Below are 26481 nucleotides of genomic sequence, written 5' to 3'. Positions count from 1 at the left end.
AGCCCCCGAATCAGCGAGGGGGGAGCTTATGATTACCGTAACTCGATTGAATGGCTCGAAACTGATGATTAATGCTCTTCTGATTGAAATCATAGAAGAAACTCCAGATACGATTGTTACGCTAACAACGGGCAAGAAATTTATCGTAACGGAGAGTGCATCAGAGCTACAACTCCTTATACAGGGTTACATTCGTACAATCGGCGTTTTAGCAGCGACCCAGAAGATCGAACAAACGGAGGGTCCATAGAGATGAAAAAAATGTTGCCATGGTTAGTCACTACGTTGCTAGCCATTACGCTGATCGCAATTGTGTCGATTATTTTGTACAAATCTTTCTTTAATGACTCAGATACGACAGATCCGGCTGAAAAGCCCGTTGTGGTTAAGCAGTTAAGTGCTGATGAGCTTGTTTCTGTTACATCAGAGCTGAAAGATTTCAAACGCAACTTGAAAGATTCGGATTATGTTGTTGTTCTGAGCTTTGCTTTCCAATTGGACAGTAAAAAGACGAAAACAGAGTTTGATAAGCTGCTTGAGATTGAAGTAAGACCAATTATTAATCGCACTGTGGCTGATTTAACTGCCGCGGAACTAAACGGCTCGCAAGGTGAGGATATGCTGGAATCGAAGCTTCTGAACTTGATTAATCCTATCCTGCCGGAAGATGAGAAGTTGGTAAAGGTAGAAATTACGAATTTTATCATGCAGCAATTATAAGCATGTTGCCGACATTCCTTGAAGGGGGTGAGAGAATTGGTTGATGTATTATCGCAGAATGAGATAGACGCGCTACTGGCTGCTTTATCATCAGGTGAGATGGATGCGGACGAGCTGAAGAAAGAGGAAGTCACGCGAAAAGTTCGAATCTATGATTTTAAGCGTGCTACTCGATTCTCGAAGGATCACATACGAAGCTTAACACGCATACACGAAAACTTCGCGCGATATTTGACAACCTATTTCTCAGCGCAGCTTCGCACATTCGTTCAAATCAATGTCGTACAAGTCGAACAACTTCCGTACGATGAGTTTATCCGCTCGATTCCGAAGATGACGATTCTGAACATATTTGAAGCGGAGCCGCTGGAAGGACGTATGGTGCTCGAGGTTAATCCAAACGTCGCGTATGCCATGCTGGATCGGATGTTAGGCGGACATGGCATCGCTCCATCTAAGATTAACAACTTAACGGAGATCGAAACGATCATCATGGAGCGTATTTTCGCAAGAGCATTCGAAAGCCTCCAGGAAGCATGGAAAACGATTATTGATATTTCGCCTCGTCTGGAGGCATTGGAGACGAATCCGCAGTTCATGCAGATTGTATCGCCCAATGAAACGATTGCTTTGATCTCGTTAAGCACGAAGATCGGTGATACGACGGGAATGATCAACTTATGTATTCCACATGTTGTTATTGAGCCGGTCATGCCGCGCTTGTCTGCTCATCACTGGTTTGTATCCCAGAAGAAAGAGCGGATTCCAGCGGAAGTCGAGATGCTGGAGCAACGCGTAAGCAAGGCTAAGCTTCCAATCGTTGCCGAGCTTGGTGAGTCGGTCATTACGATTAAAGAGTTTTTAGGATTAGCGATTGGAGACGTCATTTCGTTAAATAAACCGATTGATAACGGCCTTCATATTAAAGTGGGCGAAAAGCTGAAGTTCATCGGAAGCCCAGGCTCCGTCAAAGATCGGATAGCCGTGCAAGTGGATCAAGTTGTCAGCGAAGGAGCGGAAGAAGAAAATGACGAGTAAAGATTATTTATCGCAAGAAGAAATTGATGCGTTGCTTAATCAGACAGCCAGCGATTTCGCTACATCACAGTCGCCGGATCCCGTGTATCAACTGTCGGACTTCCTGTCTTCGATCGAGCAGGACGCATTAGGAGAAATCGGAAATATTACTTTCGGAAGTGCGGCAACCGCATTGTCCACCTTGCTTGGCAAGAAAGTTGATATTACGACTCCACAAGTAACCTTTATTAAACGTGAAGATTTAGCCAATGAATTTCCTAAGCCTCATGTTGCAGTAAGCGTTCAATATGTAGACGGCTTCCAAGGAATCAATTCGCTTGTGATTAAGACGAAGGATGCCCAAGTCATTGCCGACTTAATGTTAGGCGGAGAAGGCGATATCACCCTTGAGGAATTAAATGAGATTCATATCAGCGCCGTTCAGGAAGCTATGAATCAAATGATGGGTTCATCTGCAACTTCGATGTCGACCATTTTTAATCGCTTTGTCAATATCTCGCCTCCAGGCATTGACATCCTGGATGTGGATAGCGGCGGCGGAATGGGGCAATTGCCTCCAGAAGATGTCTTTATCAAAATCTCATTCCGTTTAATGATCGGGGATCTAATCGATTCAACAATTATGCAGCTGCTTCCTGTGCCTTTCGCGAAGCAAATGGTAGCCATTTTGATGGGGGATGTAGAAAGCGAAATTGATGCACCAGCACCTGCGCCAATTCCTACGCCAGAACCTGTGGCAGCACCAGCAGCAGTTGCACCAACGCCGGCTCCTCAGCAGGCCTACCAGGATCCATATCAGCCTGCACCAGCAGCAGCAGCATCGCAGTATAATCAGCCTTATAATCCTTATCAGCAAAGCGCAGGATATGATCTTCCGCTGCAGCCGCAAGGACCACAAACCTACGGACATACAGCAAGTCGGAATGTAAATGTACAGCCTGTTCAATTCGCTAACTTTAATCAAGCACCTTATGTGCATACGGATGAAACAAACCTCAATTTACTTCTCGACATACCGCTTAAAGTTACCGTAGAATTAGGGAGGACCCAAAAGCAAATTAAGGATATTCTGGAACTGTCCCAAGGTTCGATTATCGAGCTGGACAAGCTCGCTGGTGAGCCCGTAGATATCTTGGTGAATAACAAGCTTATCGCTAAGGGAGAGGTTGTCGTCATTGACGAGAACTTCGGGGTACGTGTAACAGATATCGTAAGCCAATGGGACCGCATTCAAAAATTGCAATAATACTCTAGGAGGAAAAAAAGATGGCAAACCGCATTCTAATCGTAGACGACGCAGCATTTATGCGCATGATGATTCGAGACATTCTAACTAAAAATGGCTACGAGGTCGTCGGAGAAGCGCAAGACGGCGCACAGGCGGTAGAAAAGTACAAGGAACTTAAACCTGACCTGATTACCATGGATATTACGATGCCTGAAATGGACGGAATCTCCGCGCTTAAAGAAGTGAAGAAGCTTGACCCTAATGCAAAAGTAATCATGTGTTCCGCGATGGGCCAACAAGCGATGGTTATCGATGCAATCCAAGCCGGCGCAAAAGACTTTATCGTAAAACCATTCCAAGCCGATCGAGTTATTGAAGCGATCAAGAAAACGCTTGGCTAAGAAATGCTTACATATGTTTCGAGATTAACTTCTATGATCGCGGTTGGCGTTGCTTTACAGCCCGCCTTCGCCGCGGCAGCCGGTAATGAGAATGATCAGGGGCCGATGGCCGGAACTGACAGCTACGCCGGTAGTATCATCTGGGTCATTATCTCTCTTATCATTGTTATCGGTTTAATCATCTTACTTATTAAATGGTTGTCTCAGCGTAACCGCGTATGGGGAACTAACCGAGCGGTTCGATCGCTCGGAGGGGTTGCGCTGGGTCAAAATAATTCGCTACAGGTTATTGAATTATCAGGCCGGCTATATGTCGTTGGTGTTGGCGAGAACGTAACCCTTCTCGACAAGATTGAAGATGTACAGCAGGTACAAGCAATTCTCGCTTCACTCGATCGGCAATCCAATGGCGCTGTATGGTCAACAAACACAATTACAGACTTCCTTAAGCGGTTCCGCAAGCAAGAGCCGAGCTCGGGAGAGGATCTGACTGATGAACAGTGGAATATGCAGTCGTCCTCGTTCCAGAGCTTGCTGAATCAAAACTTAAGCAAGCAAGCCGATCGCAAGCAACAGTTGGAGTCGCTTTTGAAGGAATCCAAACACGATGGGGATGACAATGAAAAATAAAAGGTGGATTTCGATCGTCACCGTGCTGCTGGGAGTTATGCTGCTGCAATCGCATGCGTTTGCGGCTGATCCTCTGCCGGATATCAGTCTTAACATTGGTGACGGAAGCGAAGAGCCGGGAACAAGCGCATTGTCGCTCCTGCTTCTTATTACTGTATTAAGCATTGCACCAGCCATACTCGTGCTCATGACGAGTTTTACCCGAATTGTAATCGTGCTTGGTTTCGTTCGGACTTCGCTAGGAACGCAGCAAATGCCACCTAACCAAGTTCTTATAGGGCTGGCAATGTTCCTAACCTTCTTCATCATGGCTCCGACATTCTCGCAAGTGAATGAAGCAGCTCTGCAGCCTTATTTAAAAGGTGAAATTACGCAGACGGTAGCATTCGAGAAAGCCGCTGATCCTATGAAGAAGTTTATGGTCTCACATACAAGGGAAAAGGACCTGCTGCTGTTTCTGAACTATACGAAGACCGACAAGCCGGCAAATTATCAAGATATTCCAATTACGGTTCTAGTACCAGCTTATGCGATTAGTGAACTCAAGACGGCTTTTCAGATGGGCTTTATGATATTCATCCCATTCCTCGTCATAGATATGATCGTATCTAGTACGCTAATGGCGATGGGGATGATGATGCTACCACCGGTCATGATATCTCTACCATTCAAACTGCTGTTATTCGTACTTGTAGATGGCTGGTATCTGATCGTCAAATCATTGCTATTAAGTTTTAACACGTAATTAAAGACAGGGAGGAACGTTCAATGAGTGCTGATTTCATCATCGGATTGGCTAGTCAAGCCATCAGTACCGTATTGAAAGCCAGCGCGCCGATGCTCGTTCTCGCTCTAGTCGTCGGATTAATCGTTAGTATTTTTCAAGCGACTACCCAAATTCAAGAGCAGACGTTAGCTTTTGTGCCTAAAATCGTAGCGGTCTTTGTATCCCTTATTATATTTGGACCTTGGATTCTGAATGTAATAGTCGATTTCACTTACAATCTGCTGAACAACTTGTATAAATACATCGGATAGGTTGTGAACGGAAATCATGGATCAGATCGTCCAGTACTTCCCTATTTTTTTGCTTATTTTTTGTCGAATGACATCGTTTTTCGTCGTGGCGCCGTTGTTTTCCATGAAGGGTGTCCCGAGTACATTTAAGATTGGCCTCGGTTTCTTTTTATCCCTAATCGTATTTATGACATACGGGCTTAAAGAAACGGTGGTTCCAATGGATGCCGAATATATCTTGTATATATTCCGTGAAGTACTGATCGGGTTAATGATGGGGTACGTCGTTTACTTATTCATGACGGTTGTGCAAACAGCAGGCGCGCTTATGGATATGCAAATCGGCTTCGCAATGTCGAACGTTATTGATCCGATGACAGGTGTCTCGGCTCCGCTGCTAGGCAACTTCAAGTATATGCTTCTCATCATGGTGTTCCTAGCGGTGAACGGTCATCATTATCTGCTTATAGCTTTAATGGACAGCTACAAATGGATGCCATTGTCCAATGAACTGTTTGCAGCTATATATAACGGAAGTATATCAGAGTTTTTGACACGGGCGGTTGGTAATGCTTTCCTGCTTGCTCTGCAGGTTGCTGCTCCGCTGGTCATTGCAATGTTCCTGACCGATGTAGGCCTTGGTTTACTGGCGAAGACAGCACCTCAATACAATGTCTTTGTTATCGGGATTCCACTGAAGCTGCTTATTGGTCTTGGATTACTGATTCTGCTGCTTCCAGGTGTTTCAGCGATATTCGAAAGATTGATTGACATTATGTTTAATAATTTAGAGAAGCTGTTTAGTATCGTTCAACAAACCGAAAGTAAATAAGGGGGCTGCAACGTTGCGAACTTACTACCTAGAGCTAGACTTGCAGCTGTTCAGTCAGGAAAAGACGGAAAAAGCAACGCCAAAGAAAACGCAGGACGCTCGAAAGAAAGGGCAGATTGCGAAATCCAATGATTTGCCAAGCTCCATGATCCTGCTCTTTACATTCGCGACTTTTGCTGCTTTGGGCAATTATTATAAGACGCGAATTATGGGTTTGTTTCGAGAGTTGTTCGAGAATTGGATGATGATGGATGTAACAGAAGAGAATGTTATGCCATTGTTTAATGAGATTGCAGTGGATATGCTCATGTTTCTTGCACCAATATTTGCAATCGTAGTCATCGTTGCCATACTCGGTAATGTCATGCAGTTTGGATTCCTGCTTACAGGCGAACCACTAAAGATGAAGTTCACGAAGCTCAATCCGATTAATGGGTTTAAGCAAATCTTTTCCATGCGTACGGTAGTTGAATTTCTAAAGAGTTTAACCAAACTCCTCGTCATCGGATTTTTGGTCTATCAGGCCATCTGGAGCGATTGGGATAAGATATTGCTGCTTTCCAGCTTATCCATTGAGCAAATCTTTCAATTTGCAGCAGGTCTAACCATTAAGCTTGGGCTTGAGACTGGAGCCGTATTAGTAGTTCTAGCTTTCGCCGATTTTATGTATCAGAAATATGAGCATGCGAAGAGTCTTCGAATGTCCAAACAGGATATTAAAGATGAATACAAGAAGTCGGAGGGTGACCCTCTTATTAAAGGAAAGATCCGTGAACGGCAGCGCCGAATGGCGATGCAGCGGATGATGCAGGATGTGCCTAAAGCAGATGTTGTAATTACGAACCCGACTCACTTTGCGATCGCCTTGCAATATGACGCTTCGAAGATGGAAGCACCACTCATTATTGCAAAAGGAATGGATCATGTTGCGCTTCGCATTCGTGAAGTTGCTAAGGAACACGGCGTTATTATGATGGAAAACAAGCCGCTCGCCAGAGCCTTGTATGAACGGGCAGATATCGGGGATTCCATTCCCGCTGATTTGTTCCAAGCTGTGGCGGAAGTATTGGCTGCTGTTTATAAAATGAAAGGCCGAGTTCGATCATCATAATTGAAAGGGAGAAGACAACATCATGAAAGTAAAAGATATTGCTATCTTAGCTGGGATTATCGGCATCGTACTCATGATGGTCATCCCTATACCTACACTGCTTCTAGATATATTGCTCATCCTGAACATTTCGATCGCGCTCATGATTCTGCTGATTGCGATGAATACGAAGGAAGCCCTTGATTTCTCGATCTTCCCGGCAATCCTGCTCGTCACGACTTTATTCCGGCTCGCACTTAACGTGTCTACGACACGTAACATCTTGCAGCATGGGCATGCCGGTGAAGTCGTTCAGACGTTTGGATCATGGGTTGGCGGTGGAGAAATCGCCATCGGCTTCGTCGTCTTCCTCATCCTGGTTGTTGTCCAGTTCATCGTTATTACGAAAGGTTCGGAACGGGTAGCGGAGGTTGCAGCCAGATTTACACTCGACGCCATGCCCGGAAAGCAAATGAGTATTGACGCCGACCTGAACGCAGGACTGATCAATGAACAGCAGGCGCGCGAGCGCCGCTCGAAAATTGAAAGAGAAGCAGATTTCTACGGCTCGATGGACGGTGCAAGTAAATTCGTCAAAGGCGATGCTATTGCATCTATTATTATCTTGATCATCAACTTGGTAGGCGGATTTATTATCGGGATGGCCATTCATGGAGATTCCTTTCAGGATGCCATTCAAACCTATTCCATTCTGACGATTGGTGATGGTCTGGTCAGCCAGATTCCTGCTTTGTTAATTTCTACGGCAGCCGGTTTAATCGTAACCCGTGCAGCATCAGATGGTAACTTTGCACAGGATGTTACGCAGCAGTTGCTTAAATATCCGAAGCTACTCTATATCGTAGCTGGAACGATCACGCTGCTCGGCGTTTTCACACCAATCGGTATTCTACGTACTATTCCTTTTGCCGGATTGCTTATATTTGGGGCATGGAAGATGCAGAAGACGATTGCGAAGCAAATGCAGCAAGAGGAACTACTGGAGGAGGAACAACAAATCGAAGAGGTTCGCAGTCCAGAAAGTGTCATCAGCTTACTGCAGGTCGATCCAATCGAATTCGAATTTGGTTATGGCCTTATCCCTCTTGCTGATACCCAGCAGGGCGGTGATTTACTCGACCGGATTATTATGATCCGCAGACAATGCGCATTAGAGCTTGGGCTTGTTGTTCCAGTCATTCGGATTCGAGATAATATTCAGCTTAAACCAAATGAATATGTGATTAAGATCAAAGGCAACATCGTTGCTCGCGGTGAGCTTCTCCTTAACCATTATCTCGCCATGAGTCCTGGGTTTGAGGATGAGTCTGTTATTGGCATCGAAACGACAGAGCCTGCTTTTGGCCTTCCGGCTATATGGATTGATGAGGCAATGAAAGAGAGAGCGGAGATATCGGGCTATACTGTCGTAGATCCACCATCCGTTGTTGCGACTCATTTAACGGAAGTGATTAAGCGTCATGCTCATGAACTGATTGGACGCCAAGAGACGAAAGCACTGGTAGAGAATGTGAAAGATGCTTATCCAGCACTTATTGAAGAACTTATTCCTTCTATTCTATCTATTGGCGATTTGCAGAAAGTATTGGCGAAGCTGCTTCGTGAGAAAGTATCTATTCGGGATCTTGTTACCATCTTCGAATCATTGGCGGACCAAGGTCATTATACGAAGGACCCGGACATTCTTACGGAATATGCTCGCCAGGCGTTATCTAGACAAATTACCCAGCAATTCACTTCTACAGGTAACATGCTGAAAGTCATTACGGTTGGACCTTCACTCGAGAAGAAAATTGCAGAATCCGTCCAGCAGACCGATCAAGGCAGTTATATTGCTCTCGATCCGGTTGCGACTCAGCAAATCTACCAAAAGCTGAATGAACAGGTATCACGCCAAATTCAATCCGGCCAACAGCCAGTAGTACTGACATCACCAACGATTCGTATGTATTTGAGACAAATCGTGGAACGGACGATGCAGGATGTACCCGTATTATCATACAGCGAGCTAGAACCTAATATTGAGGTTCAAAGCGTAGGGGTGGTGAACTTATGAGAGTAAAACGTTATGTCGTGAACGCCTTGCCTGAAGCCTTGCCGATGATCCGGAGCGAGCTTGGGAAAGACGCCGTTATTCTGAATACAAAGGAAGTACGAATCGGTGGATTTATGGGCATGTTTCGGAAGAAGAAGATGGAGGTCATCGCAGCCATTGAGTCCGGAGCACCTGCTCCGGCACCTGCTTCTCAGCCGCGTCAAGCTGCAGCGGATGTTCAGCGTGTTGTTCATGCGATCCAAGAGTCGAAGAGACAAGCTGCCACAGCAACAGCGGTCTTGGAGCCTCCTGAGTTGCAGACTCCGCCTCCTTCCATACCAACTGCACCTGTTTCTCAAACGATTAATCGAATCAATGATGATCTGCTGGAAGAAATTCGTCACATCAAGCTGTCACTGAAACAGCTGTCCACGCATAGGCCTGAGGTGGACAAACCTCTGGTGATTCAGGCCTTGTATAGCCGATTGGTCCAGCAGGAGGTTGAAGCGGAACTTATTGATCGATTAATTGACACGGTAAACGAGAAGCTTGCGGGCAATCCGGAGCTGCTAAATCCACAAGACATTTGGAGCATAGCACGTGATTTGTTGAACGAATGGCTGGCACCACAAGCCAATCACACAATCAATCATAATGCGAGAATCGTTCATTTTGTTGGTCCAACTGGGGTTGGCAAGACAACAACGATTGCCAAACTTGCTGCTGGACAATCAATCAAGTTCGGCCGCCAGATTGGTCTCATTACTTCTGATACTTATCGAATTGCAGCGGTCGATCAATTAAGAACGTATGCGAACATTTTGAACGTGCCAATGGAAGTTGTGTTCTCGCCGATGGATCTGCCGAAGGCATACAAGCAGCTTGAGGATCGAGAGCTCATCTATATGGATACAGCTGGCCGGAATTTCCGCAATGAGCTCCATGTATCGGAAGTGAACAGCTTACTGCAGTCCAATGAGCAAAGTGAAACCGTACTTGTACTGAGCTTGACCGGTAAAACGAAGGATATGATGGCTGTTGCCGACAACTTCGTGAAGTATGGTGTAAGTAAAGTGCTCTTCACCAAGCTGGATGAGACTTCGGTGTATGGCGCAATCTTTAACCTGGCATTGTTATATGAATTAAAGCCGGTGTTTGTTGCAAGCGGCCAAACGGTACCAGATGATATTGGTCCATTTGATGCCGAGCGTTATGTCGATGCGCTGCTGGGGGCTCCTGCCGATGAATGATCAAGCTGAGGCGCTGCGCAACATGGTGAAGATGAGGATGGGACAAGATAACGCCCGCCCAACCCGTATCGTGACGATCACGAGCGGGAAGGGAGGAGTAGGAAAATCGAATTTCAGCTTGAACTTTGCCATCACGCTTCAACGCCTGGGGAAAAAAGTACTCGTATTTGATGCCGATATCGGCATGGCAAATATCGATGTGCTAATGGGGGTCAGCTCCCCCTATCATCTCTTCCATTTATTTAAACAGGATAAAACAATTTGGGATATCATCCAGATAGGGCCTTCGGGAGTCCATTTTATCGCAGGTGGCTCAGGGTTTCAGGATTTGCTTGAACTCTCGTCAGAACAACTGGATTGGTTTGCTGAACAGATTAGCAAGCTGCAAGGCGAATATGATTTCATCTTATTTGATACAGGAGCAGGGTTATCTAAGGAGACACTTAAGTTTATATCGGCGGCGGAGGAAACAATTGTTGTTACAACGCCTGAGCCTACTGCGATCACAGATGCTTATGCCCTTGTGAAGATGGTTAAATCAATGGGCGTTAACGCTTCATTCAAGCTCATCATTAATCGAGCAGTGGATCGGAGAGAAGGCATTCAGACAGCGGACAAAATCAATCTTGTTGCAAAAAGGTTCCTGCAAGCAGAGCTCCCGACATTGGGAGTTATATTGGATGATCCGAATGTTACAAAGGCAGTGAAACGACAAACGCCGTTTACAGTTGCCTATCCTGGAAGCGATGCATCTAGGGGTATTGAGGAGATAGCTCGCCGGTATCTGGAGATGTCTTCACCCGAGCCTGTTGCTGCAACTGGTGTTAAAGGTTTTATACATAAAATGTTCAAGCTGTCGCGGTAGTTATTTGTACATAAGAGGGGGGAACAGAATGGTTCCTTATCGCGTGCTTGTCGTGGATGATTCGCCTTTCATGAGGAAAATATTTAGCGATTTGATCGTTCAAGACCCCCAATTTACGATTGTGGCAACTGCTTCTAATGGACTCGAAGCGATAGAGGCTGTGAAGAAGTGGAAGCCCGATGCGGTAACGCTCGATCTTGAAATGCCTGAGCTGAATGGGATTGATGCATTGCAGCGCATTATGAATGAACAGCCGACTCCAATTATCATGCTGTCGGGTATTAGCGAAGAGAACACAAGAGAGACGATCAAAGCACTCCAGTTTGGGGCATTTGACTTTATTCGTAAGCCTATGGGAGCCTTCTCTAATGACATCGTTCGAGTTGGAGAGCTGTTGCTGGAAAAACTAAGAATCGCTGTTTTGATGAAAAGGTATTCTTCTGTTAATGGGATAGAGGACACGCCTGCTCTTCCAAAGGCAAAGATAGAACGATTGCAGCCAGTTAAGAGGGCAAAGCCTTTAGAAGAAGAGAGCAGCAGCAAGAAAAGGCTGCTGCAGCCCGAACAGCAGGCGGAAGCTCGTGAGGTGGCTGCGCCAGAGGTTAAGGCTTCGAGTCTTATGAAGAATCTGACTAAACTCTCAAATGAGGAGATAATTTCGCTTGTACCTGTAGCGGCAGCGCTAGAGGATAGCATGACTCGGAAGCAGTCGAAGAAGAGATTAACAGCTGCTGATCAATTCGACCATGTTATTGCAATCGGGACCTCTACTGGTGGACCACGTGCACTACATGAAGTGATTTGCTCTCTACCAGCAGAGCTTGCTGCGCCGGTCTTGATTGTTCAGCATATGCCTCCCAAGTTTACAAAATCGCTTGCGCAGCGGCTGGATAGCTTCAGTGATCTGAAAGTCGTTGAAGCGGCACAGGGAGATCGGCTGAAGGCGGGGGTAGTCTACGTCGCGCCAGGCGGCCATCATATGGAACTGGCAAAAGACCATGCTGGCTATTATGTGCAGCTTACACAGAAGCCGCCTCGAAACGGGCATCGCCCTTCGGTGGATGTGTTGTTCGAATCATTAACTCCGTTTGATGAATTACGGCGCCATGCAGTCATAATGACAGGAATGGGCAGCGACGGAGCAAAAGGAATGAAAGCTCTGGTCGACAGCGGGGCAGAATCGGCAATTGCCGAATCGGAACAAACCTGCGTTGTGTACGGAATGCCGCGCAGTGCCATTGAAAATGGCTGTGTGAAGACGGTATTGCCTTTGCAGCAGATTGCTGCAGAGCTGCAGCAAGCAGTATTGAAAGGATAATAGACGATATAAAGTCCTATCAGGAGGTGCGACAAAATGGATATGAACGCTTACTTGTCAATGTTTATCGACGAGTCCAATGATCACCTGCAATCTTTGAACGAAAATCTGCTACGCCTCGAAAGCGAACCGGAGGATCTGTCGATCGTCCAATCGATTTTCCGTTCAGCCCATACGCTTAAGGGTATGTCTGCTACGATGGGGTACGAAGACCTTGCTTCTCTGACACATGAGATGGAGAATGTCCTCGATCTTGTACGTAATAGTAAGCTTAAGATGGACAGCTTCATCTTTGATACGCTGTTTAAAGGGCTTGATGCTCTGGAAGCAATGGTCCAGGATATCGTAGGAGGAGGCACGGGTAAAGCGGATGTAACTTCGCTAGTAGCTTCCCTTCAGTCGATTGTAAAAGGGGATTACAAAACTTCAGGGGCTTCTGCAGCAGCTTCGTCGGCAGCCACTAATGGCACGCAGACAACTGGACCTGCATTACTTGACGAATTCCAAACCTCTGTTATTCAGCAATCTATCGATAGCGGACATAACGTTTACTTTATTGAAGTCGAGGTCCGTGAGGATTGTGTATTGAAAGCGGTCCGTGCTTACATGGTATTCGACCTGCTGGGCAAGAACGGCGATATTATAAAATCAGAACCGCCTGTAACGGATTTAGAGCAGGATAAGTTCGACCGTTCCTTCACGGTGTTTACCATCTCGACCTTATCTCAGCAAGAACTTGAAACACAACTTTCAGCTATTTCGGAGATTGAGAAGGTTTCGGTTGCTCTGCTGGATCTCGAATCGTTAGCCATATTGAATAATGCTGCCAAAGAGCAATCTCCTGCAGCTGCTCCAGTTCAAGTGGGAGCGGTAGCGAAAGAAGAGGCTAGCAAGCAGGTTACGACAGCGCGCTCGCAGGCAGCTGCTGCTTCTGCAGCACCAGCAGCCGTATCAAAAACGATTCGTGTTGATATTGACCGGCTTGATGCATTGATGAATCTATTCAGTGAGCTGTTGATAGATCGAGTAAGACTAGAGCAGCTTTCCAGTGAGATCCGTCGTAATGATCTAACAGAGACAGTAGAGCATATGACTCGTGTAAGCTCAGATCTGCAAAATATCGTATTGAAATTGAGAATGGTCCCAGTAGATTCGGTATTCAACCGATTCCCGCGTATGATTCGGGATCTGGCCAAATCGCTTGATAAGAAGATTGATCTGGTCATTACTGGTGCAGATACAGAGCTTGACCGGACCGTCATCGATGAGATTGGTGATCCGCTCGTTCATTTGCTTCGTAACTCGGTCGACCACGGTATTGAGACGGTTGGAGAACGGATTGCGGCGGGTAAATCCGAGACAGGTACTATCAATCTACGTGCTTACCATAGCGGCAATCATGTATTCATCGAAGTAGAAGAAGATGGACGTGGCGTTAACCAAGAGAAAGTGCTTCAGACGGCCATTAAGAATGGAGTAGTAACAGAGGAACAATCCAAGCAGCTGACGAGCGAGGATATCAACATGTTGATATTCGCACCGGGCTTCAGTACGGCTGACAAAATCTCGGATATTTCTGGACGTGGAGTTGGTCTTGATGTAGTAAAATCGAAGATCACTTCACTTGGCGGCAACGTTACAATTGACTCTGTTCAAGGACGAGGAACAAAGTTTGCCGTGCAGTTGCCTCTAACGCTATCTATCATTTCGGCAATGCTGATTAAGCTAGGTTCAGAGAAATATGCCATTCCTCTTACTTCAATAGTAGAGACAGGTATTATTCAAAAAGAGCAGATTTTGAACGTTCATGGTAATCGAATGATTCATTTCCGCAACGCGGTTATTCCTTTAGTTTCCCTTAGTAAAGTGCTCGAATCTCCGGATTTTAACGAGCATAACGAATCAGAAACAGAGATTGTTGTTATTCGTAAAGGCGATAAGTGGGCGGCTGTCACGGTGGATGAGTTTATCGGACAGAGCGAGATTGTTCTGAAGACGCTCGGCAAATATTTGACCAATATCGAGGCAATTTCAGGTGCAACAATTCTTGGCGATGGCCAAGTGGCACTCATCATTGATCCTAACGCGTTAATCAAATAGGGAGGGCTTACCGATGGGAGAAGAATTAAAAGTAATCGTATTTACACTGGCACATGAGGAATATGGCATTGAGGTGGATAAAGTTCGTACGATCGAACGTCTAGCCCCAATTACTCGGGTTCCGAAAACTCCTTCCTTCATTAAAGGTGTTATCAATCTGCGCGGTATTGTTGTTCCTGTCATTGATTTGCGCGGACGTTTTGGTCTTGCGGAATCAACAACAACGGAGAACAGCCGGATTATCGTAGTGGCGGCTGCTGATATGGAAGTTGGCTTTATCGTAGATTCTGCGAATGATGTAGTTGATATCGATACCGATACCATTGATTTACCGCCGGAGATTGTCGGAGGAATTAAAGCGAAATATTTAAGAGGGATTGCTAAGTTCGGTGACAACCGCTTGCTTATTATGCTGAACTTGTCCGAAGTACTAAATAAGAGCGAAATTATTCAACTCGAACAGTTAGAGGTGTAGATGTGGACGCCTTTAATCGATTCAAAGCGTTTGAGATGGATGTTCTGAAGGAAGTAGGCAACATTGGAGCGGGTAATGCAGCTACTGCATTATCCCGCCTTCTGGACAAGCCGGTAGATATGGCAGTGCCTAAGGTCAGCCTGCTGCCGTTTGAAGAAGTTGCTGATCGTGTGGGAGGCTCCGAACAAGTTGTCATCGCGGTTTTTCTCCGGGTAGAAGGGGAAGCGCCAGGCAATATGTTCTTTATTATTCAAGAAGAGGCAGCCAAGCGACTGCTCGGACAACTGCTATCTCTTGAAAGCGAAGCACTTGACAATTATTCCGAAATGGAGATGTCTGCGCTTTGCGAGATCGGTAATATTTTGGCGGGCTCCTATTTATCATCCCTAGCTGATTTTACAAATTTGTCTATGGCACCTTCGGTTCCGGCAGTAGCTAGAGATATGGCAGGTCCTATTCTCAGCTACGGACTTATGCAATACGGTGAAATGGGAGATTCCGCCTTACTTATTGAAACAACGTTTCTCGAAGACAAAGAGGAGCTGGAGGGACATTTCTTCCTCATTCCTGATCCGGATTCCTTTTCTAAAATATTTCAATCCTTGGGAGTACTGACCGAATGATCCAACAAGATGTGATCAAGGTCGGCATGGCAGATTTAAAATGGGCTGCGGGCGGAGCACATCTACGGACAACAGGACTAGGCTCTTGTGTCGGTCTGACGTTATACGATCCTGTTGCACGAATTGCAGGAATGGCGCATGTTATGCTGCCATCTTCAGAAATTGCCAGAGAGTCGACAATGAATATTGCCAAATATGCGGATACGGCAATTCCAGAGCTTATTGGGCAAATGAAAACATTAGGGGCGGTAGTCAACCGCCTTGTGGCAAAAATGGCCGGTGGAGCACAAATGTTCGCCTTTTCAGGCCAGTCCGATTCGATGCGAATCGGACCACGTAATGTAGAATCCTGTTTGGGAATTCTCGCTAACTATTCTATACCTGTCCTCGGGCAGGATACAGGCGGGAATTATGGCCGCACGATTGAAATTGACAGCATGAGTGGAGTATTGACGATAAGAAGCGTGCAGTTTGGGATAAAGGAGATTTGAAATGGTTGGAAATTGGCGATGGAATGTCGGCTTGGGGATTATTGGCGCGGTACTAACCTTATTGTTTTCGATTGGTAAAAACCCGCTGTCTGTCATGCTGATGCGCAGCATGTATGCTTTCATCGCCTTTGTAGCGATTGCATTTGTAATGCGGATTGCACTGGCCTTTATACTTACCCCGCCAGTGATGCATCAAGAAGAGACAGCACAAGAGGATGGCAAAGGCACGCAGCTTGATCTGCAGACTCCTGATGAGAGTGAAGACCTCAATCAGCTGCTTCGATCACAGCTTGATAGCACTCATACGCAAGAAGCAGAACAGTCGGAGCAATCGAAGCAGTTTAAACCACTAACACCGCCTAAGCTAGTTTCGACCCAGAATAAAGAGCCTGAGGAATTGGCTAAAGCCATTCGTCATATGACAGGAGGGTAAGTGACATGATCGCAACTGCAAATTTAGAAATGTGGCGAGCGTGGAAAGAAGAAGGCGATCTGGAAGCCAAGAAACGTCTAATTGAGCAGTTCTTGCCTTTGGTCGATTATGTAACGAACCGAATGGCGATTGGACTGCCGAAAAATGTGTTAAAGGATGACCTCGCCAGCAATGGTGTGATGGGACTCATTGATGCTATCGAGAAATTCGATTATTGCCGAGGTTTGCAATTTGAGACATATGCGTCCTGGCGTATCCGCGGGTCGATTATTGATGGTCTGCGTCAAGGGGACTGGGTACCGCGCTCTGTAAGAGAAAAGGCGAAAAGAATTGAGGAAGCTTATCAAAACTTGGAGCAAAAATATTTGCGTTCAGTAACAGATGCAGAAATAAGCCAGCATTTGAACGTAAGTGAAAAAGAGTTTACGAATATGCTCCATGAAATCGCTATCACGACGGTTTGCTCATTGGAAGACCCGATCAGAGAAGAAGAGTCAGAGACAAGGCTGTCGCTGCTCATTGATGAAAGGGCGAAAAATCCGGATCATAAAGCACATGAGTTTTTCTTGAAGGACTCTCTGATCAGCGGAATTGAGAAATTAACGGAGAAGGAAAGAACCGTTATCTCTCTCTTCTATTATGAAGAATTATCGTTAAGCGAGATTGCGGAAGTGATGTCACTTTCCCCCTCACGTATATCCCAGTTGCATTCGAAAGCAATCTTAAGGCTTCGTGGTGCCCTGGCGAAAAATAAAGAACAATTATTGCAGCATTAGAAGGGAGTGGGCAAGGTGGATGACCATTTATTAGAGTCTTACTTGCGTATCCAGATATCTGCTGATAAGCTGTCTGCCTTCCTGACCTTTAACCGGATCACCGAAGATTTCGACTGCACTCCCGGTCAATTGGAACGATTTGTACACAGCAAAGGTGTTGTATTTGGAATACGCACAAGTTTGGTACATGAGATTTGCACGAATACACTTGCTTATTGTAAAGAGCAAACGTTAATTGCAATGGGTAATCCGGCAACCCAAGGCAAGGACGGTTCGATCCGTTTTGCCTATGATATGAAGGAGCAATCCCAACGTCCAGCTGAGCTGGAGGACGGTAAAGTTGATTTCAAAGAAGTTTCGCGTCTGAAAAATGTGAAGCGAGGTCAATTAATTGCAGAGCGGGTTGATGCTTTATTTGGTGCCCCCGGAATGATGGTAACTGGTGAAGAAATTCCAGCTAAGCAAGGCAGACAAGCCAGGTTTAAAGTAGGGAAAAACGTTGTCGTGAATGAGAATCAAACGGCGATGTATGCCTTAATTGACGGCCTTATCACGATTACTGACAAAGAGAAAGTAAACGTTTTCCCAGTATATGAAGTGAATGGGGACGTTGATTATAGAGTTGGCAATATCGATTTTGTCGGTACGGTTGTCATACGTGGTAACGTACTAAGCGGATTCCGAGTGAAAGCTTCCGGTGATATTCGTGTTATTGGCGGAGTAGAAGGAGCCGAACTGGAATCTGAAGCCTCCATCGAGATTACTGGCGGTATTATGGCAGGTAATAAGGGCTACATCAAAGCACAAAAGAATGTTAAAAGCTCCTTCATCCAAGATTGTAACGTCATTGCTGGTGAGGATGTGCTCGTATCGCAAAGTATCATGCACTCGAATGTCCGGGCAGGCAGAAACGTTATTTGCCAGGGGTCGAAGGGACTAATTGTGGGTGGTTCGATTCAAGCGGTGGAGCAGGTCTCTGCACGAGTTGTTGGCAATACGATGTCGACAGCCACTTCTATTGAAGTAGGGGTAAGACCAGAGTTTCGTTCAGAGCTCCAAGAGCTGCGATTAAAGCTTAGGCAGAACATGGATGCGATGGATAAGACGGAGAAAGCGCTTGCTATTCTTGATCAGCAGGCTGCCTTAGATCAGCTTAATGATCAGAAGATGGCGATGCGCATTAAACTAGGTGCTACTAGACGTCAGACTACCGCTGAGAGTGATCAGATTAGAGAGCGTATTCTTGAAATTGAGAAATCACTGGAAGATACGGACAAATCCAAGGTAGACATCAGCCATACCGTATATGGCGGCATTAAAATTGTAATTGGCCGATATACCCGTTTTATCAAGGATCCCGTACAGCGTGTTTCATTCCGTTACTCGGAAGGTGATATTGTACAGTATCCTTTGTTTACGTAATCTCATTGTTTTCTTTTAATGAAGAAATGTAGACTGTGCTGTTATGAGAGGAGCTGAGCGAATGCCTTTTAAGCCTATTGATTTGCAATGGTCGATTCCACGGACACTTGAAGCAAGTGGGACACAAAGTCAGACTAACCATAAGCCTATTGCGGAACAGACAAGAATGGCAGAGCTGGCATCCAAACAAACGGAGCAGTTGCGAAGTAAAAATACCGGTGTTGAGCATACTGGTGGACCAAATGTACGTAATGAGCGGGATCGGCAGGGCGGCAATCCCTATTTGGCAAAGAGGAAACGTAAGCCGGAGGAATCCCAGGACATGCCTGAAGGAGGCCGCCAGGCCGAGCATCCCTATAAAGGGCATCATGTGGATATATCGTTATAGCATCAGTAATGCTTTGTAGAGGGTGTGTATTATGTCTAACTGGTCTTATATTGTACTTCTTGGTGCTGTTGTAGTCGTAGCCTCGCTATTCCTTCCACGGAAACGGCAGCAGTCGCAAGAGTCTAAAGATACTCGTAATATGGAAATTGCTTTGGAGCAGTTTATGGAGAATACGGAGCTCGACCATCAAGAGCTTGTTAAGCTTGTAACCGTTCTTCGAGAAGAAGGAAAAACACAAACCGAGCTAAGTAAACAGCGTTTGATGGAACTCGAGAACAAATGTTCGCTATTGGAGCAACAGCTAGGTTTTCTACAGCAGCAGCGTCAGAACGACTTGGTGGTTGCTCAGGCCTATTCTGCACCGGTACAGGCGGCACCACCTTTCCAAGCAGCGACGGTTGAATCTACTGTTGAAGTTCCTGAACCTCAACAAGTGGTATCAGGCATTCAATCGCGCTATGCCGATTTATTTGAGCTGTACAATCAAGGAAAATCAATTGAGGTTATCGCCAAAAAATTGAGTATGAATAAAGGGGAAGTGCAACTGATCTTGCAGCTAGCCAAGCAGGAGGAGAAGGTCTATGTTTAAGAACCGCTCCTTTGTAGCTGGACTAGGTGCAGGGATCATAGCTGGCGCTATTCTTCTGCAGATTATGCAGATTGGGGACGAGAGTCAGCAGAAGCTTTCTGATGGATTTAAGGATGGTGAGCCTAAGCTCTACACGCAAGAGGAATTAGATGATAGGATTGCTGAGGAGCGTGCTAAGGCTGCTGATGTGGATGCCGTTGAATCAGCCAAGCCATCGGCAGTGAAGCCAACGGAGACTCCAAATGATGAAGCTGCAGCCACGCCAGCAACTGAGAATAATGACACCAAGGCAGAAGAGCAAGCAGCAGCCACAGAGAAGGCAGAATCAAAGCGTAAAATCCATATTACAGGCGGTATGAATTTAACAGATACGGCAGAGCTGTTGAAGGAGCAGAAGCTGATTGCAGATAAATCTGCTTTTATCGCTAAGATGAAGAAGAAGCCTGTTCGCGCAGGTTATTTCTTGTTTGTAGGCAATCCAACCGTAGGAGAAGTCATTCAGATTATTACAAGCCAGCCCGTTTCGAAGGCAGAATTTGATCAGCAGAACTAAGCACCGGAAATTTTCGACAAACTTCTGTTGCACCGTGTTGTCATATATGTTATATTAATTGTCGGTGTTAAAAACACACGCCTATTAATTCCGTTAATGGTGCTTCCGGTCGCCGGAAGTTTTAGCGGAAGATGCGATGGGCGGAGGTAATTACTCAAAAACCATAACAGGAGGTGTGTTGAATATGGCGGTTATTTCCATGAAACAACTTCTCGAAGCTGGTGTGCATTTCGGTCACCAAACTCGTCGTTGGAACCCTAAGATGGATCGTTATATCTTCACAGAAAGAAACGGAATTTACATTATCGACCTGCAAAAAACAGTTAAGAAAGTCGAAGAAGCTTACAACTTCGTACGTTCTGTAGCTGCTGAAGGCGGCACTATGCTGTTCGTAGGTACGAAAAAACAAGCTCAAGATTCAGTTAAAGAAGAAGCTGAGCGTTGTGGCAACTTCTACATCAACCAACGTTGGTTGGGTGGTACGTTGACTAACTTCCAAACGATCCAAAAACGTATTGACCGTCTGCGTCAACTCGAAAAATGGTCGGAAGACGGAACTTTCGAAGTTCTGCCTAAAAAAGAAGTTATCATTCTTAACAAAGAAAAAGACCGTCTGGAAAAATTCCTTGGCGGCATCAAAGGCATGAAAGGTCTGCCTAGCGCTTTGTTCATCATCGATCCTCGTAAAGAGCGTATCGCTGTTGCTGAAGCACGCAAACTCGGTATCCCAATCGTAGGTATCGTTGATACTAACTGCGATCCGGACGAAATCGATTATGTAATCCCAGGCAATGACGACGCGATTCGCGCAGTTAAATTGCTGACGTCCAAAATGGCTGACGCTATCGTTGAAGCTAACCAAGGCGAGCAAACAACTGCTTAATCCGAAATAAATTGCTACAACAAAGGGTGGTCAGAAGGTGAAAGCCTCTCACCGCCCTTTTTTTGAACGTAAAAACTAAAAATGGAATTTCCAGGAGGGCTTATTATGGCAGTATCCGCTAGTGCAGTTAAAGAGCTTCGTGAAAGAACTGGAGCAGGTATGCTCGATTGCAAGAAAGCATTGGACGAAACAAATGGTGATATCACAAAAGCAATCGAATTGCTTCGTGAAAAAGGTCTGTCCGCAGCTGCAAACAAAGCTGGCCGTATTGCAACTGAAGGCGTTGTTGAATCGTATATCCATGCAGGAGGCCGTATCGGCGTACTTGTAGAAATCAACTGCGAAACTGACTTCGTTGCGAAAACAGATCAATTCCGTACTTTCGCACGTGACATCGCTATGCACATCGCTGCAGCTAACCCTAAATTCGTTCGTCGCGAAGAAGTTCCTGGTGACGAAATCGAAAAAGAGCGCGAGATTCTGAAAGCTCAAGCGCTGAACGAAGGCAAACCAGAAAAAATCGTTGAGAAAATGGTTGATGGCCGTATCTCCAAATACTACGAAGAATACTGCTTGATGGAGCAATCCTTCGTTAAAGACCCAGACAAAACTGTCTCGGCTCTTCTGAACGAAAAAATCAGCGCTATCGGTGAAAACATCTCGATCCGTCGCTTTGTTCGTTATGAACTGGGCGAAGGCTTGGAGAAAAAAGTGGATAACTTCGTTGAAGAAGTTATGGCTCAAGCAAAACTGTAAACCGAACGCACAGGCGGGGCGGGGCGTTCGCCCCGTCCCTTTTTCTAAATAAAGATCATTATAGGATGTTACCTCGCCCGCGAGGTACAAGATGGAGGTAGGGACGATGGGACAGCCTGTTTTCAAAAGAATAGTTCTGAAAGTAAGCGGTGAATCTTTGTCAGGAGATCAAGGCTACGGCATTGAAGCTTCGGTCATTTCGGAAATCGCTGATCAAGTTAAAGAAGTAGTTGCACTTGGCGTTGAAGTCGCTATCGTTGTAGGCGGCGGCAACATCTGGCGTGGTATCGCCGGTACGGCGAAAGGTATTGATCGTGCTACTGCTGACTACATGGGCATGCTGGCAACCGTTATGAACTCACTTGCACTGCAAGACGCACTTGAGCAAATTGAAGTGCCAACTCGCGTTCAAACTTCGATTGCTATGCAGCAAATTGCGGAGCCTTACATAAGACGCCGCGCAATTCGTCACCTTGAGAAAGGCCGCGTTGTTATTTTCGCAGCTGGTACGGGTAACCCGTTCTTCTCGACAGATACAACTGCAGCACTTCGTGCGGCTGAGATTGAAGCAGAAGTTATTCTGATGGCTAAAAACAAAGTAGATGGCGTATACTCTGCTGATCCATTCAAAGATGCAACAGCTGAGAAATACGAAGAATTAACGTATATGGAAGTACTGAACAAGAACCTTGGTGTTATGGATTCAACGGCATCATCGCTTTGCATGGATAACAATATTCCGCTCGTCGTGTTCGCGATTACTGAAAAAGGGAATATTAAGAGAGTCGTGCTTGGTGAGAAGATTGGTACTATTGTGAGAGGAAGTGCGAAATAATGCCGCAAACCGTTAAAAAGAATGCAGAAGATCGTATGGAGAAAGCAATTCTAGCTTTGAAACGTGATCTGGCTACACTTCGTGCAGGACGGGCAACGCCTGCTTTGCTCGATCGTGTTCAAGTTGAATATTATGGGGCACCTACGCCCGTTGCGCAATTAGCGAATATTAATACACCGGACTCCCGTACGCTGTTTATTCAGCCTTGGGATAAAACATCGATCGCAGCAATTGAGAAAGCAATTATGAAATCAGATCTTGGCCTTACACCATCCAATGATGGCTCGGCTATCCGTATTACACTGCCTCCTCTGACGGAAGAGCGTCGTAATGACCTTGTAAAAACAACGAAGAAATTCGGTGAAGATGCTAAGGTTGCGATCCGTAACATCCGTCGTGATGCGAATGATGATATTAAAAAGATGGAGAAAACGACTGTTTCTGAAGATGAGTCGCGTCGCCATCAAGAAGACATTCAAAAGGCAACTGATCGCTTCATTGCGGAAGTAGATAAAGTACTTGTTGCAAAAGAGAAAGAGATTCTGGAAGTATAATTGCACCTACAGCCCCTCCGTAAGGTGGGGTTTGGTTTTTTGAAATCCGGGTGGGAGGAACAAGCATGATCAGTCGAATTTTGGCCAAACTTGGCAAATCGTCCTCGAAAGAGGCTGAACCGTTTTTGGCAACTGACAATGTTCCGAAGCATATCGCCATCATTATGGATGGTAACGGACGTTGGGCGAGGAAACGTGGACTTCCACGGATCGCCGGCCATCATACTGGTATGAAGACGGTGAAGCGAATCGTGATGGAAGCAGATCGTCTTGGTGTTAAGTATTTGACATTATACGCTTTTTCCACAGAAAACTGGAAGAGGCCCAAGGACGAAGTTGATTTCCTAATGAAGCTTCCTCAGCAATTTTTGGAAATTGAGCTGGAAGAGCTTGTTGAAAAAAACGTTCAGGTACGCATGATGGGGCACAAAGAAAACCTCCCTTCGTTTACCTTGAATGCCGTTGAAGAAGCGATTACGAAGACAGCTAATAATACGGGACTCGTACTTAATTTTGCTCTTAATTATGGCGGTCGTAGGGAAATGCTGGAGGCTATTAAAGAAATTGCTGTCGATGTACAGGATGGACGATTAGCTACGGAACAGATTGATGAACAGCTGTTATCCAGCCGTTTGTTAAGCGGGAATATTCCGGATCCGGACTTATTGATTCGTACAAGTGGCGAATTAAGGCTTAGTAATTTCATGCTGTGGCAGCTTGCCTATAGCGAAATGTGGTTTACGGACGTGTACTGGCCAGAATTCAATGAGACACATCTGCAAGAAGCAATACAAGAGTACCAGCGCCGTGCTAGGCGTTATGGCGGTTTATAAGCATCGATATCGGAGTGTGACCATCACTTGAAACAAAGAATCATTTGGGGACTTCTAGCCGGTGCGGCCTTTGTCGCATTACTTCTTGCCGGCGGATGGTTGTATGCAGCTACGCTTGTATTGCTGGCTTTACTCGGCTTTAACGAGTATACGAAGATGAATGGGCACACATGGAATGAACCAGCTTCTTTGCTGGGTTATGCAGGTGTGCTGTTGTTCGTGCTTCCGTGGCAGCTTATGGGCGTAGATTCACCCTCTGCGATTACCGTTCTTTGGACATTGGCATTCTTGCTCTTAGCTGTCACGGTATTCACCAAAAACAAAATAACCATCGACGGCGCCTCGCTCATGTTGTTAGGCGCTTTATATGTAGGTTACGGCTTCAGTTCGATGAATGCAGTAAGGGATCTCGATCACCACGGCATCTTCTGGTCGTTTCTTATTATAGCTTGTAACGTTGCATCCGATGCGGGAGCTTACTTCGTCGGACGAGCAATCGGCAAGAATAAGTTATGGCCGTCTATAAGCCCTAACAAGACAATTGAAGGGGCTGTCGGCGGGATCGTGCTGTCGGTCATTACTGCTTTTGTGTTCGCTATCTGTGCGCCACATATCATAGAGATCACTAATGCATTACTTATTGGTCTCATTGTAGCGGTAGCCGGACAACTAGGGGACCTTATTCAATCCGCTTACAAACGCGTCCGCAACATCAAAGACTCTGGCTCGATCTTACCAGGCCACGGTGGTGTTCTCGATCGTTTCGACAGTTGGATTATCGTATTCCCGTTGTTAATCCTTACAGATCTTCTACCTACATAAAAAATTGAAAGTATGCTGGTGTGGAAAAACGTAAACATGGAAATAATGACATGTTCATAATGTTTACACTGCTCTCCATCATTTATTTCTTGGCATCTCCGACTTGGAAGGAGTGTCAAGAAGGCTAGACTCTGCTCGGGAATGAGCGGAGTAAAAGTGTCATGGTTGAGAAGCGAAGCGCTCGCCTTTGTCTATGAATTTCAACCGCTTAGCGGATTGAGATCAAGAAATTCAGAGACAACAGCGATCGAAGCAATGACACTTTTGCGCAGCGTATGTAATCCGAGCAATTGGTTCAACTTCTTGTTCGACTTCCAGGAGGAATCCATGAAAAAAATCACCATCTTAGGCTCCACCGGCTCCATCGGCACACAGACGCTAGATGTTATCGCTAATGATCAGGAGCGTTATCAAGTCGTTGGCTTATCAGCAGGCAATAACTTGCCCTTGTTAATTGAGCAGGCGAAGCAATTTCGTCCTTCCGTTGTATGCCTATCCACTAAAGAATTAGCGGAGCAGGCTAAGGCTGAGTTGCCATCTGGCATTCAGGTGCTGTATGGCGAAGAAGGGCTTGTAGAGATTGCTGCGAATAATGATGCGGATGTTGTTGTTACGGCTATAGTTGGAAGCCGCGGATTACCGGCAACACTTGCAGCGATTGAAGCAGGCAAAACAATTGGTCTAGCGAATAAAGAAACGCTTGTAACGGCCGGTCATATTGTAATGGAACGTGCCAAGCAGAAAGGTGTTTCCATTATTCCGGTCGATAGCGAGCATTCGGCAATATTCCAATGCTTAAATGGTGAAGACCGTAAAGCTTTACAACAGCTTACTCTCACGGCTTCAGGCGGTTCATTCCGTGACCGTTCACGGGAACAGTTGGCTGGTGTAACGGTTGAGGAAGCGCTGAATCATCCGAACTGGTCAATGGGAGCTAAGATAACAATTGATTCCGCGACAATGGTGAACAAAGGTCTTGAGGTAATCGAAGCGAGATGGCTGTTCGATGTGACGTACGATCAGATTAACGTGCTCATCCATCCGGAGAGTATTGTCCATTCGTATGTTGAATTCAGTGATAACAGCGTCATAGCACAGCTTGGATTACCGGATATGCGGGTTCCTATTCAATATGCGCTAACCTATCCGGAACGTTATCCAACACCTACAGGCAAGCTGGATCTTGCTGCCATAGGAAAGCTTCATTTCCGTGAGATGGACTTTGCGAGATATCCTTGTTTGAGGCTCGCATTTGATTGCGGAAGAGCAGGGCTGTCAGCTCCAACGGTCTTCAATGCTGCGAATGAAGTTGCTGTAGCTCGTTTTTTAGATGGAAAAATTGATTTCTTAGGCATTGAACGAGTGCTGGAACGCGTATTGGAGCGACATTCCGTAACAGCAGTAAATGATTTGCAGGCGATTGCAGAAGTGGATGAATGGGCTCGTAAAGAAGCAACAGTCATCTAGCTTTAGCTGTAACCTGCGGTTCTCTTGTGTCGTACG

General features: G+C 45.8%; 32 protein-coding genes. 31 read left to right on the top strand and 1 reads right to left on the bottom strand.

Going from position 1 to position 26481, the window contains the following annotated elements; all coding sequences use genetic code 11:
* Positions 1-28 precede the first annotated feature (28 nt).
* The 30 genes from AB4Y93_RS03985 (at position 29) to AB4Y93_RS03840 (ending at position 24978) form a co-directional block, all read left to right on the top strand.
* Positions 29-250, top strand: coding sequence for a flagellar FlbD family protein (locus AB4Y93_RS03985; RefSeq protein ID WP_441889147.1), 222 nt, complete (start codon positions 29-31; stop codon positions 248-250).
* 2 nt (positions 251-252) lie between these two features.
* The gene (locus AB4Y93_RS03980; RefSeq protein ID WP_167280745.1) at positions 253-720 is read left to right on the top strand and encodes a flagellar basal body-associated FliL family protein; all 468 of its coding nucleotides are present in this window, start codon (positions 253-255) and stop codon (positions 718-720) included.
* A gap of 36 nt (positions 721-756) precedes the next feature.
* Positions 757-1758, top strand: a complete 1002-nt coding sequence (gene fliM / locus AB4Y93_RS03975; RefSeq protein ID WP_441889144.1) for a flagellar motor switch protein FliM — start codon at positions 757-759, stop codon at positions 1756-1758.
* Positions 1748-3004, top strand: a complete 1257-nt coding sequence (gene fliY, locus AB4Y93_RS03970; protein ID WP_441889142.1) for a flagellar motor switch phosphatase FliY — start codon at positions 1748-1750, stop codon at positions 3002-3004. Before fliM ends, fliY begins: the two co-directional genes overlap by 11 nt.
* Positions 3005-3024: 20 nt before the next feature.
* Complete coding sequence (locus AB4Y93_RS03965; RefSeq protein WP_167280742.1) at positions 3025-3387, top strand: response regulator; 363 nt, start codon at positions 3025-3027, stop codon at positions 3385-3387.
* A 33-nt stretch (positions 3388-3420) separates the two neighbouring features.
* Complete coding sequence (locus tag AB4Y93_RS03960; RefSeq protein ID WP_441889140.1) at positions 3421-4017, top strand: flagellar biosynthetic protein FliO; 597 nt, start codon at positions 3421-3423, stop codon at positions 4015-4017.
* Entirely contained in the window at positions 4007-4762 is a 756-nt protein-coding gene (fliP, locus tag AB4Y93_RS03955) for a flagellar type III secretion system pore protein FliP (RefSeq protein WP_441889138.1), read from the top strand. Before AB4Y93_RS03960 ends, fliP begins: the two co-directional genes overlap by 11 nt.
* Before the next feature lie 23 nt (positions 4763-4785).
* A complete protein-coding gene (gene fliQ, locus AB4Y93_RS03950; protein ID WP_167280739.1) occupies positions 4786-5055 on the top strand; it encodes a flagellar biosynthesis protein FliQ in 270 nt (89 codons plus the stop codon).
* Positions 5056-5071: 16 nt separating this feature from the next.
* Positions 5072-5866, top strand: a complete 795-nt coding sequence (gene fliR, locus AB4Y93_RS03945; RefSeq protein ID WP_441889135.1) for a flagellar biosynthetic protein FliR — start codon at positions 5072-5074, stop codon at positions 5864-5866.
* Between the two features lie 13 nt (positions 5867-5879).
* A complete protein-coding gene (gene flhB, locus AB4Y93_RS03940; protein ID WP_441889133.1) occupies positions 5880-6977 on the top strand; it encodes a flagellar biosynthesis protein FlhB in 1098 nt (365 codons plus the stop codon).
* A gap of 22 nt (positions 6978-6999) precedes the next feature.
* Complete coding sequence (gene flhA, locus AB4Y93_RS03935; protein ID WP_167280736.1) at positions 7000-9033, top strand: flagellar biosynthesis protein FlhA; 2034 nt, start codon at positions 7000-7002, stop codon at positions 9031-9033.
* On the top strand, positions 9030-10262 hold the full coding sequence (gene flhF, locus AB4Y93_RS03930; RefSeq protein WP_441889131.1) for a flagellar biosynthesis protein FlhF: 1233 nt from the start codon (positions 9030-9032) through the stop codon (positions 10260-10262). Before flhA ends, flhF begins: the two co-directional genes overlap by 4 nt.
* Positions 10255-11127, top strand: coding sequence for a MinD/ParA family protein (locus AB4Y93_RS03925; RefSeq protein WP_441889129.1), 873 nt, complete (start codon positions 10255-10257; stop codon positions 11125-11127). The genes flhF and AB4Y93_RS03925 overlap by 8 nt, the downstream gene beginning before the upstream one ends.
* A gap of 28 nt (positions 11128-11155) precedes the next feature.
* On the top strand, positions 11156-12445 hold the full coding sequence (locus AB4Y93_RS03920) for a protein-glutamate methylesterase/protein-glutamine glutaminase (RefSeq protein ID WP_441889127.1): 1290 nt from the start codon (positions 11156-11158) through the stop codon (positions 12443-12445).
* 36 nt (positions 12446-12481) lie between these two features.
* A complete protein-coding gene (locus AB4Y93_RS03915) occupies positions 12482-14545 on the top strand; it encodes a chemotaxis protein CheW (protein ID WP_441889125.1) in 2064 nt (687 codons plus the stop codon).
* Between the two features lie 13 nt (positions 14546-14558).
* Complete coding sequence (locus AB4Y93_RS03910) at positions 14559-15020, top strand: chemotaxis protein CheW (RefSeq protein ID WP_441889123.1); 462 nt, start codon at positions 14559-14561, stop codon at positions 15018-15020.
* Positions 15021-15055: 35 nt separating this feature from the next.
* On the top strand, positions 15056-15643 hold the full coding sequence (locus tag AB4Y93_RS03905) for a chemotaxis protein CheC (RefSeq protein WP_441889257.1): 588 nt from the start codon (positions 15056-15058) through the stop codon (positions 15641-15643).
* Complete coding sequence (locus AB4Y93_RS03900) at positions 15640-16134, top strand: chemotaxis protein CheD (protein WP_441889121.1); 495 nt, start codon at positions 15640-15642, stop codon at positions 16132-16134. The genes AB4Y93_RS03905 and AB4Y93_RS03900 overlap by 4 nt, the downstream gene beginning before the upstream one ends.
* Position 16135: 1 nt before the next feature.
* Entirely contained in the window at positions 16136-16567 is a 432-nt protein-coding gene (locus AB4Y93_RS03895; RefSeq protein ID WP_441889119.1) for a hypothetical protein, read from the top strand.
* Positions 16568-16572: 5 nt separating this feature from the next.
* Positions 16573-17343: a FliA/WhiG family RNA polymerase sigma factor gene (locus AB4Y93_RS03890; protein ID WP_441889117.1), complete on the top strand. Its 771-nt coding sequence runs from the start codon at positions 16573-16575 to the stop codon at positions 17341-17343.
* 15 nt (positions 17344-17358) lie between these two features.
* Positions 17359-18765 (top strand): FapA family protein, encoded by a 1407-nt coding sequence (locus tag AB4Y93_RS03885; RefSeq protein ID WP_441889115.1) that lies wholly within the window; start codon positions 17359-17361, stop codon positions 18763-18765.
* A 61-nt stretch (positions 18766-18826) separates the two neighbouring features.
* Complete coding sequence (locus tag AB4Y93_RS03880; RefSeq protein ID WP_441889113.1) at positions 18827-19153, top strand: hypothetical protein; 327 nt, start codon at positions 18827-18829, stop codon at positions 19151-19153.
* Positions 19154-19184: 31 nt separating this feature from the next.
* Positions 19185-19742 (top strand): DUF6115 domain-containing protein, encoded by a 558-nt coding sequence (locus tag AB4Y93_RS03875; protein WP_441889111.1) that lies wholly within the window; start codon positions 19185-19187, stop codon positions 19740-19742.
* Complete coding sequence (locus AB4Y93_RS03870; protein WP_441889109.1) at positions 19735-20295, top strand: hypothetical protein; 561 nt, start codon at positions 19735-19737, stop codon at positions 20293-20295. The genes AB4Y93_RS03875 and AB4Y93_RS03870 overlap by 8 nt, the downstream gene beginning before the upstream one ends.
* Positions 20296-20479: 184 nt before the next feature.
* On the top strand, positions 20480-21178 hold the full coding sequence (gene rpsB / locus AB4Y93_RS03865; RefSeq protein WP_015844998.1) for a 30S ribosomal protein S2: 699 nt from the start codon (positions 20480-20482) through the stop codon (positions 21176-21178).
* 105 nt (positions 21179-21283) lie between these two features.
* A complete protein-coding gene (tsf, locus tag AB4Y93_RS03860) occupies positions 21284-21934 on the top strand; it encodes a translation elongation factor Ts (protein ID WP_167280723.1) in 651 nt (216 codons plus the stop codon).
* Between the two features lie 106 nt (positions 21935-22040).
* Positions 22041-22769, top strand: a complete 729-nt coding sequence (pyrH, locus tag AB4Y93_RS03855; protein WP_167280722.1) for a UMP kinase — start codon at positions 22041-22043, stop codon at positions 22767-22769.
* Entirely contained in the window at positions 22769-23323 is a 555-nt protein-coding gene (gene frr, locus AB4Y93_RS03850) for a ribosome recycling factor (RefSeq protein ID WP_167280721.1), read from the top strand. Before pyrH ends, frr begins: the two co-directional genes overlap by 1 nt.
* 65 nt (positions 23324-23388) lie before the next feature.
* The gene (locus AB4Y93_RS03845; RefSeq protein ID WP_441889106.1) at positions 23389-24156 is read left to right on the top strand and encodes an isoprenyl transferase; all 768 of its coding nucleotides are present in this window, start codon (positions 23389-23391) and stop codon (positions 24154-24156) included.
* A gap of 27 nt (positions 24157-24183) precedes the next feature.
* On the top strand, positions 24184-24978 hold the full coding sequence (locus AB4Y93_RS03840; RefSeq protein ID WP_441889104.1) for a phosphatidate cytidylyltransferase: 795 nt from the start codon (positions 24184-24186) through the stop codon (positions 24976-24978).
* A 200-nt stretch (positions 24979-25178) separates the two neighbouring features.
* Here AB4Y93_RS03840 and AB4Y93_RS03835 read toward each other — a convergent pair whose 3' ends face one another.
* On the bottom strand, positions 25179-25307 hold the full coding sequence (locus tag AB4Y93_RS03835; protein WP_441889102.1) for a hypothetical protein: 129 nt from the start codon (positions 25305-25307) through the stop codon (positions 25179-25181).
* Here AB4Y93_RS03835 and AB4Y93_RS03830 point away from each other — a divergent pair.
* Entirely contained in the window at positions 25306-26445 is a 1140-nt protein-coding gene (locus tag AB4Y93_RS03830; protein WP_441889100.1) for a 1-deoxy-D-xylulose-5-phosphate reductoisomerase, read from the top strand. The genes AB4Y93_RS03835 and AB4Y93_RS03830 overlap by 2 nt on opposite strands.
* Positions 26446-26481: the final 36 nt, after the last annotated feature.

The sequence above is a fragment of the Paenibacillus sp. YAF4_2 genome (genome assembly GCF_052113225.1).
In the GTDB taxonomy this organism is placed as follows: Bacteria; Bacillota; Bacilli; order Paenibacillales; family Paenibacillaceae; genus Pristimantibacillus.
The sequence above is the reverse complement of the archived record's forward strand: the minus strand, read 5'-3'. Positions and strand labels throughout refer to the sequence as shown.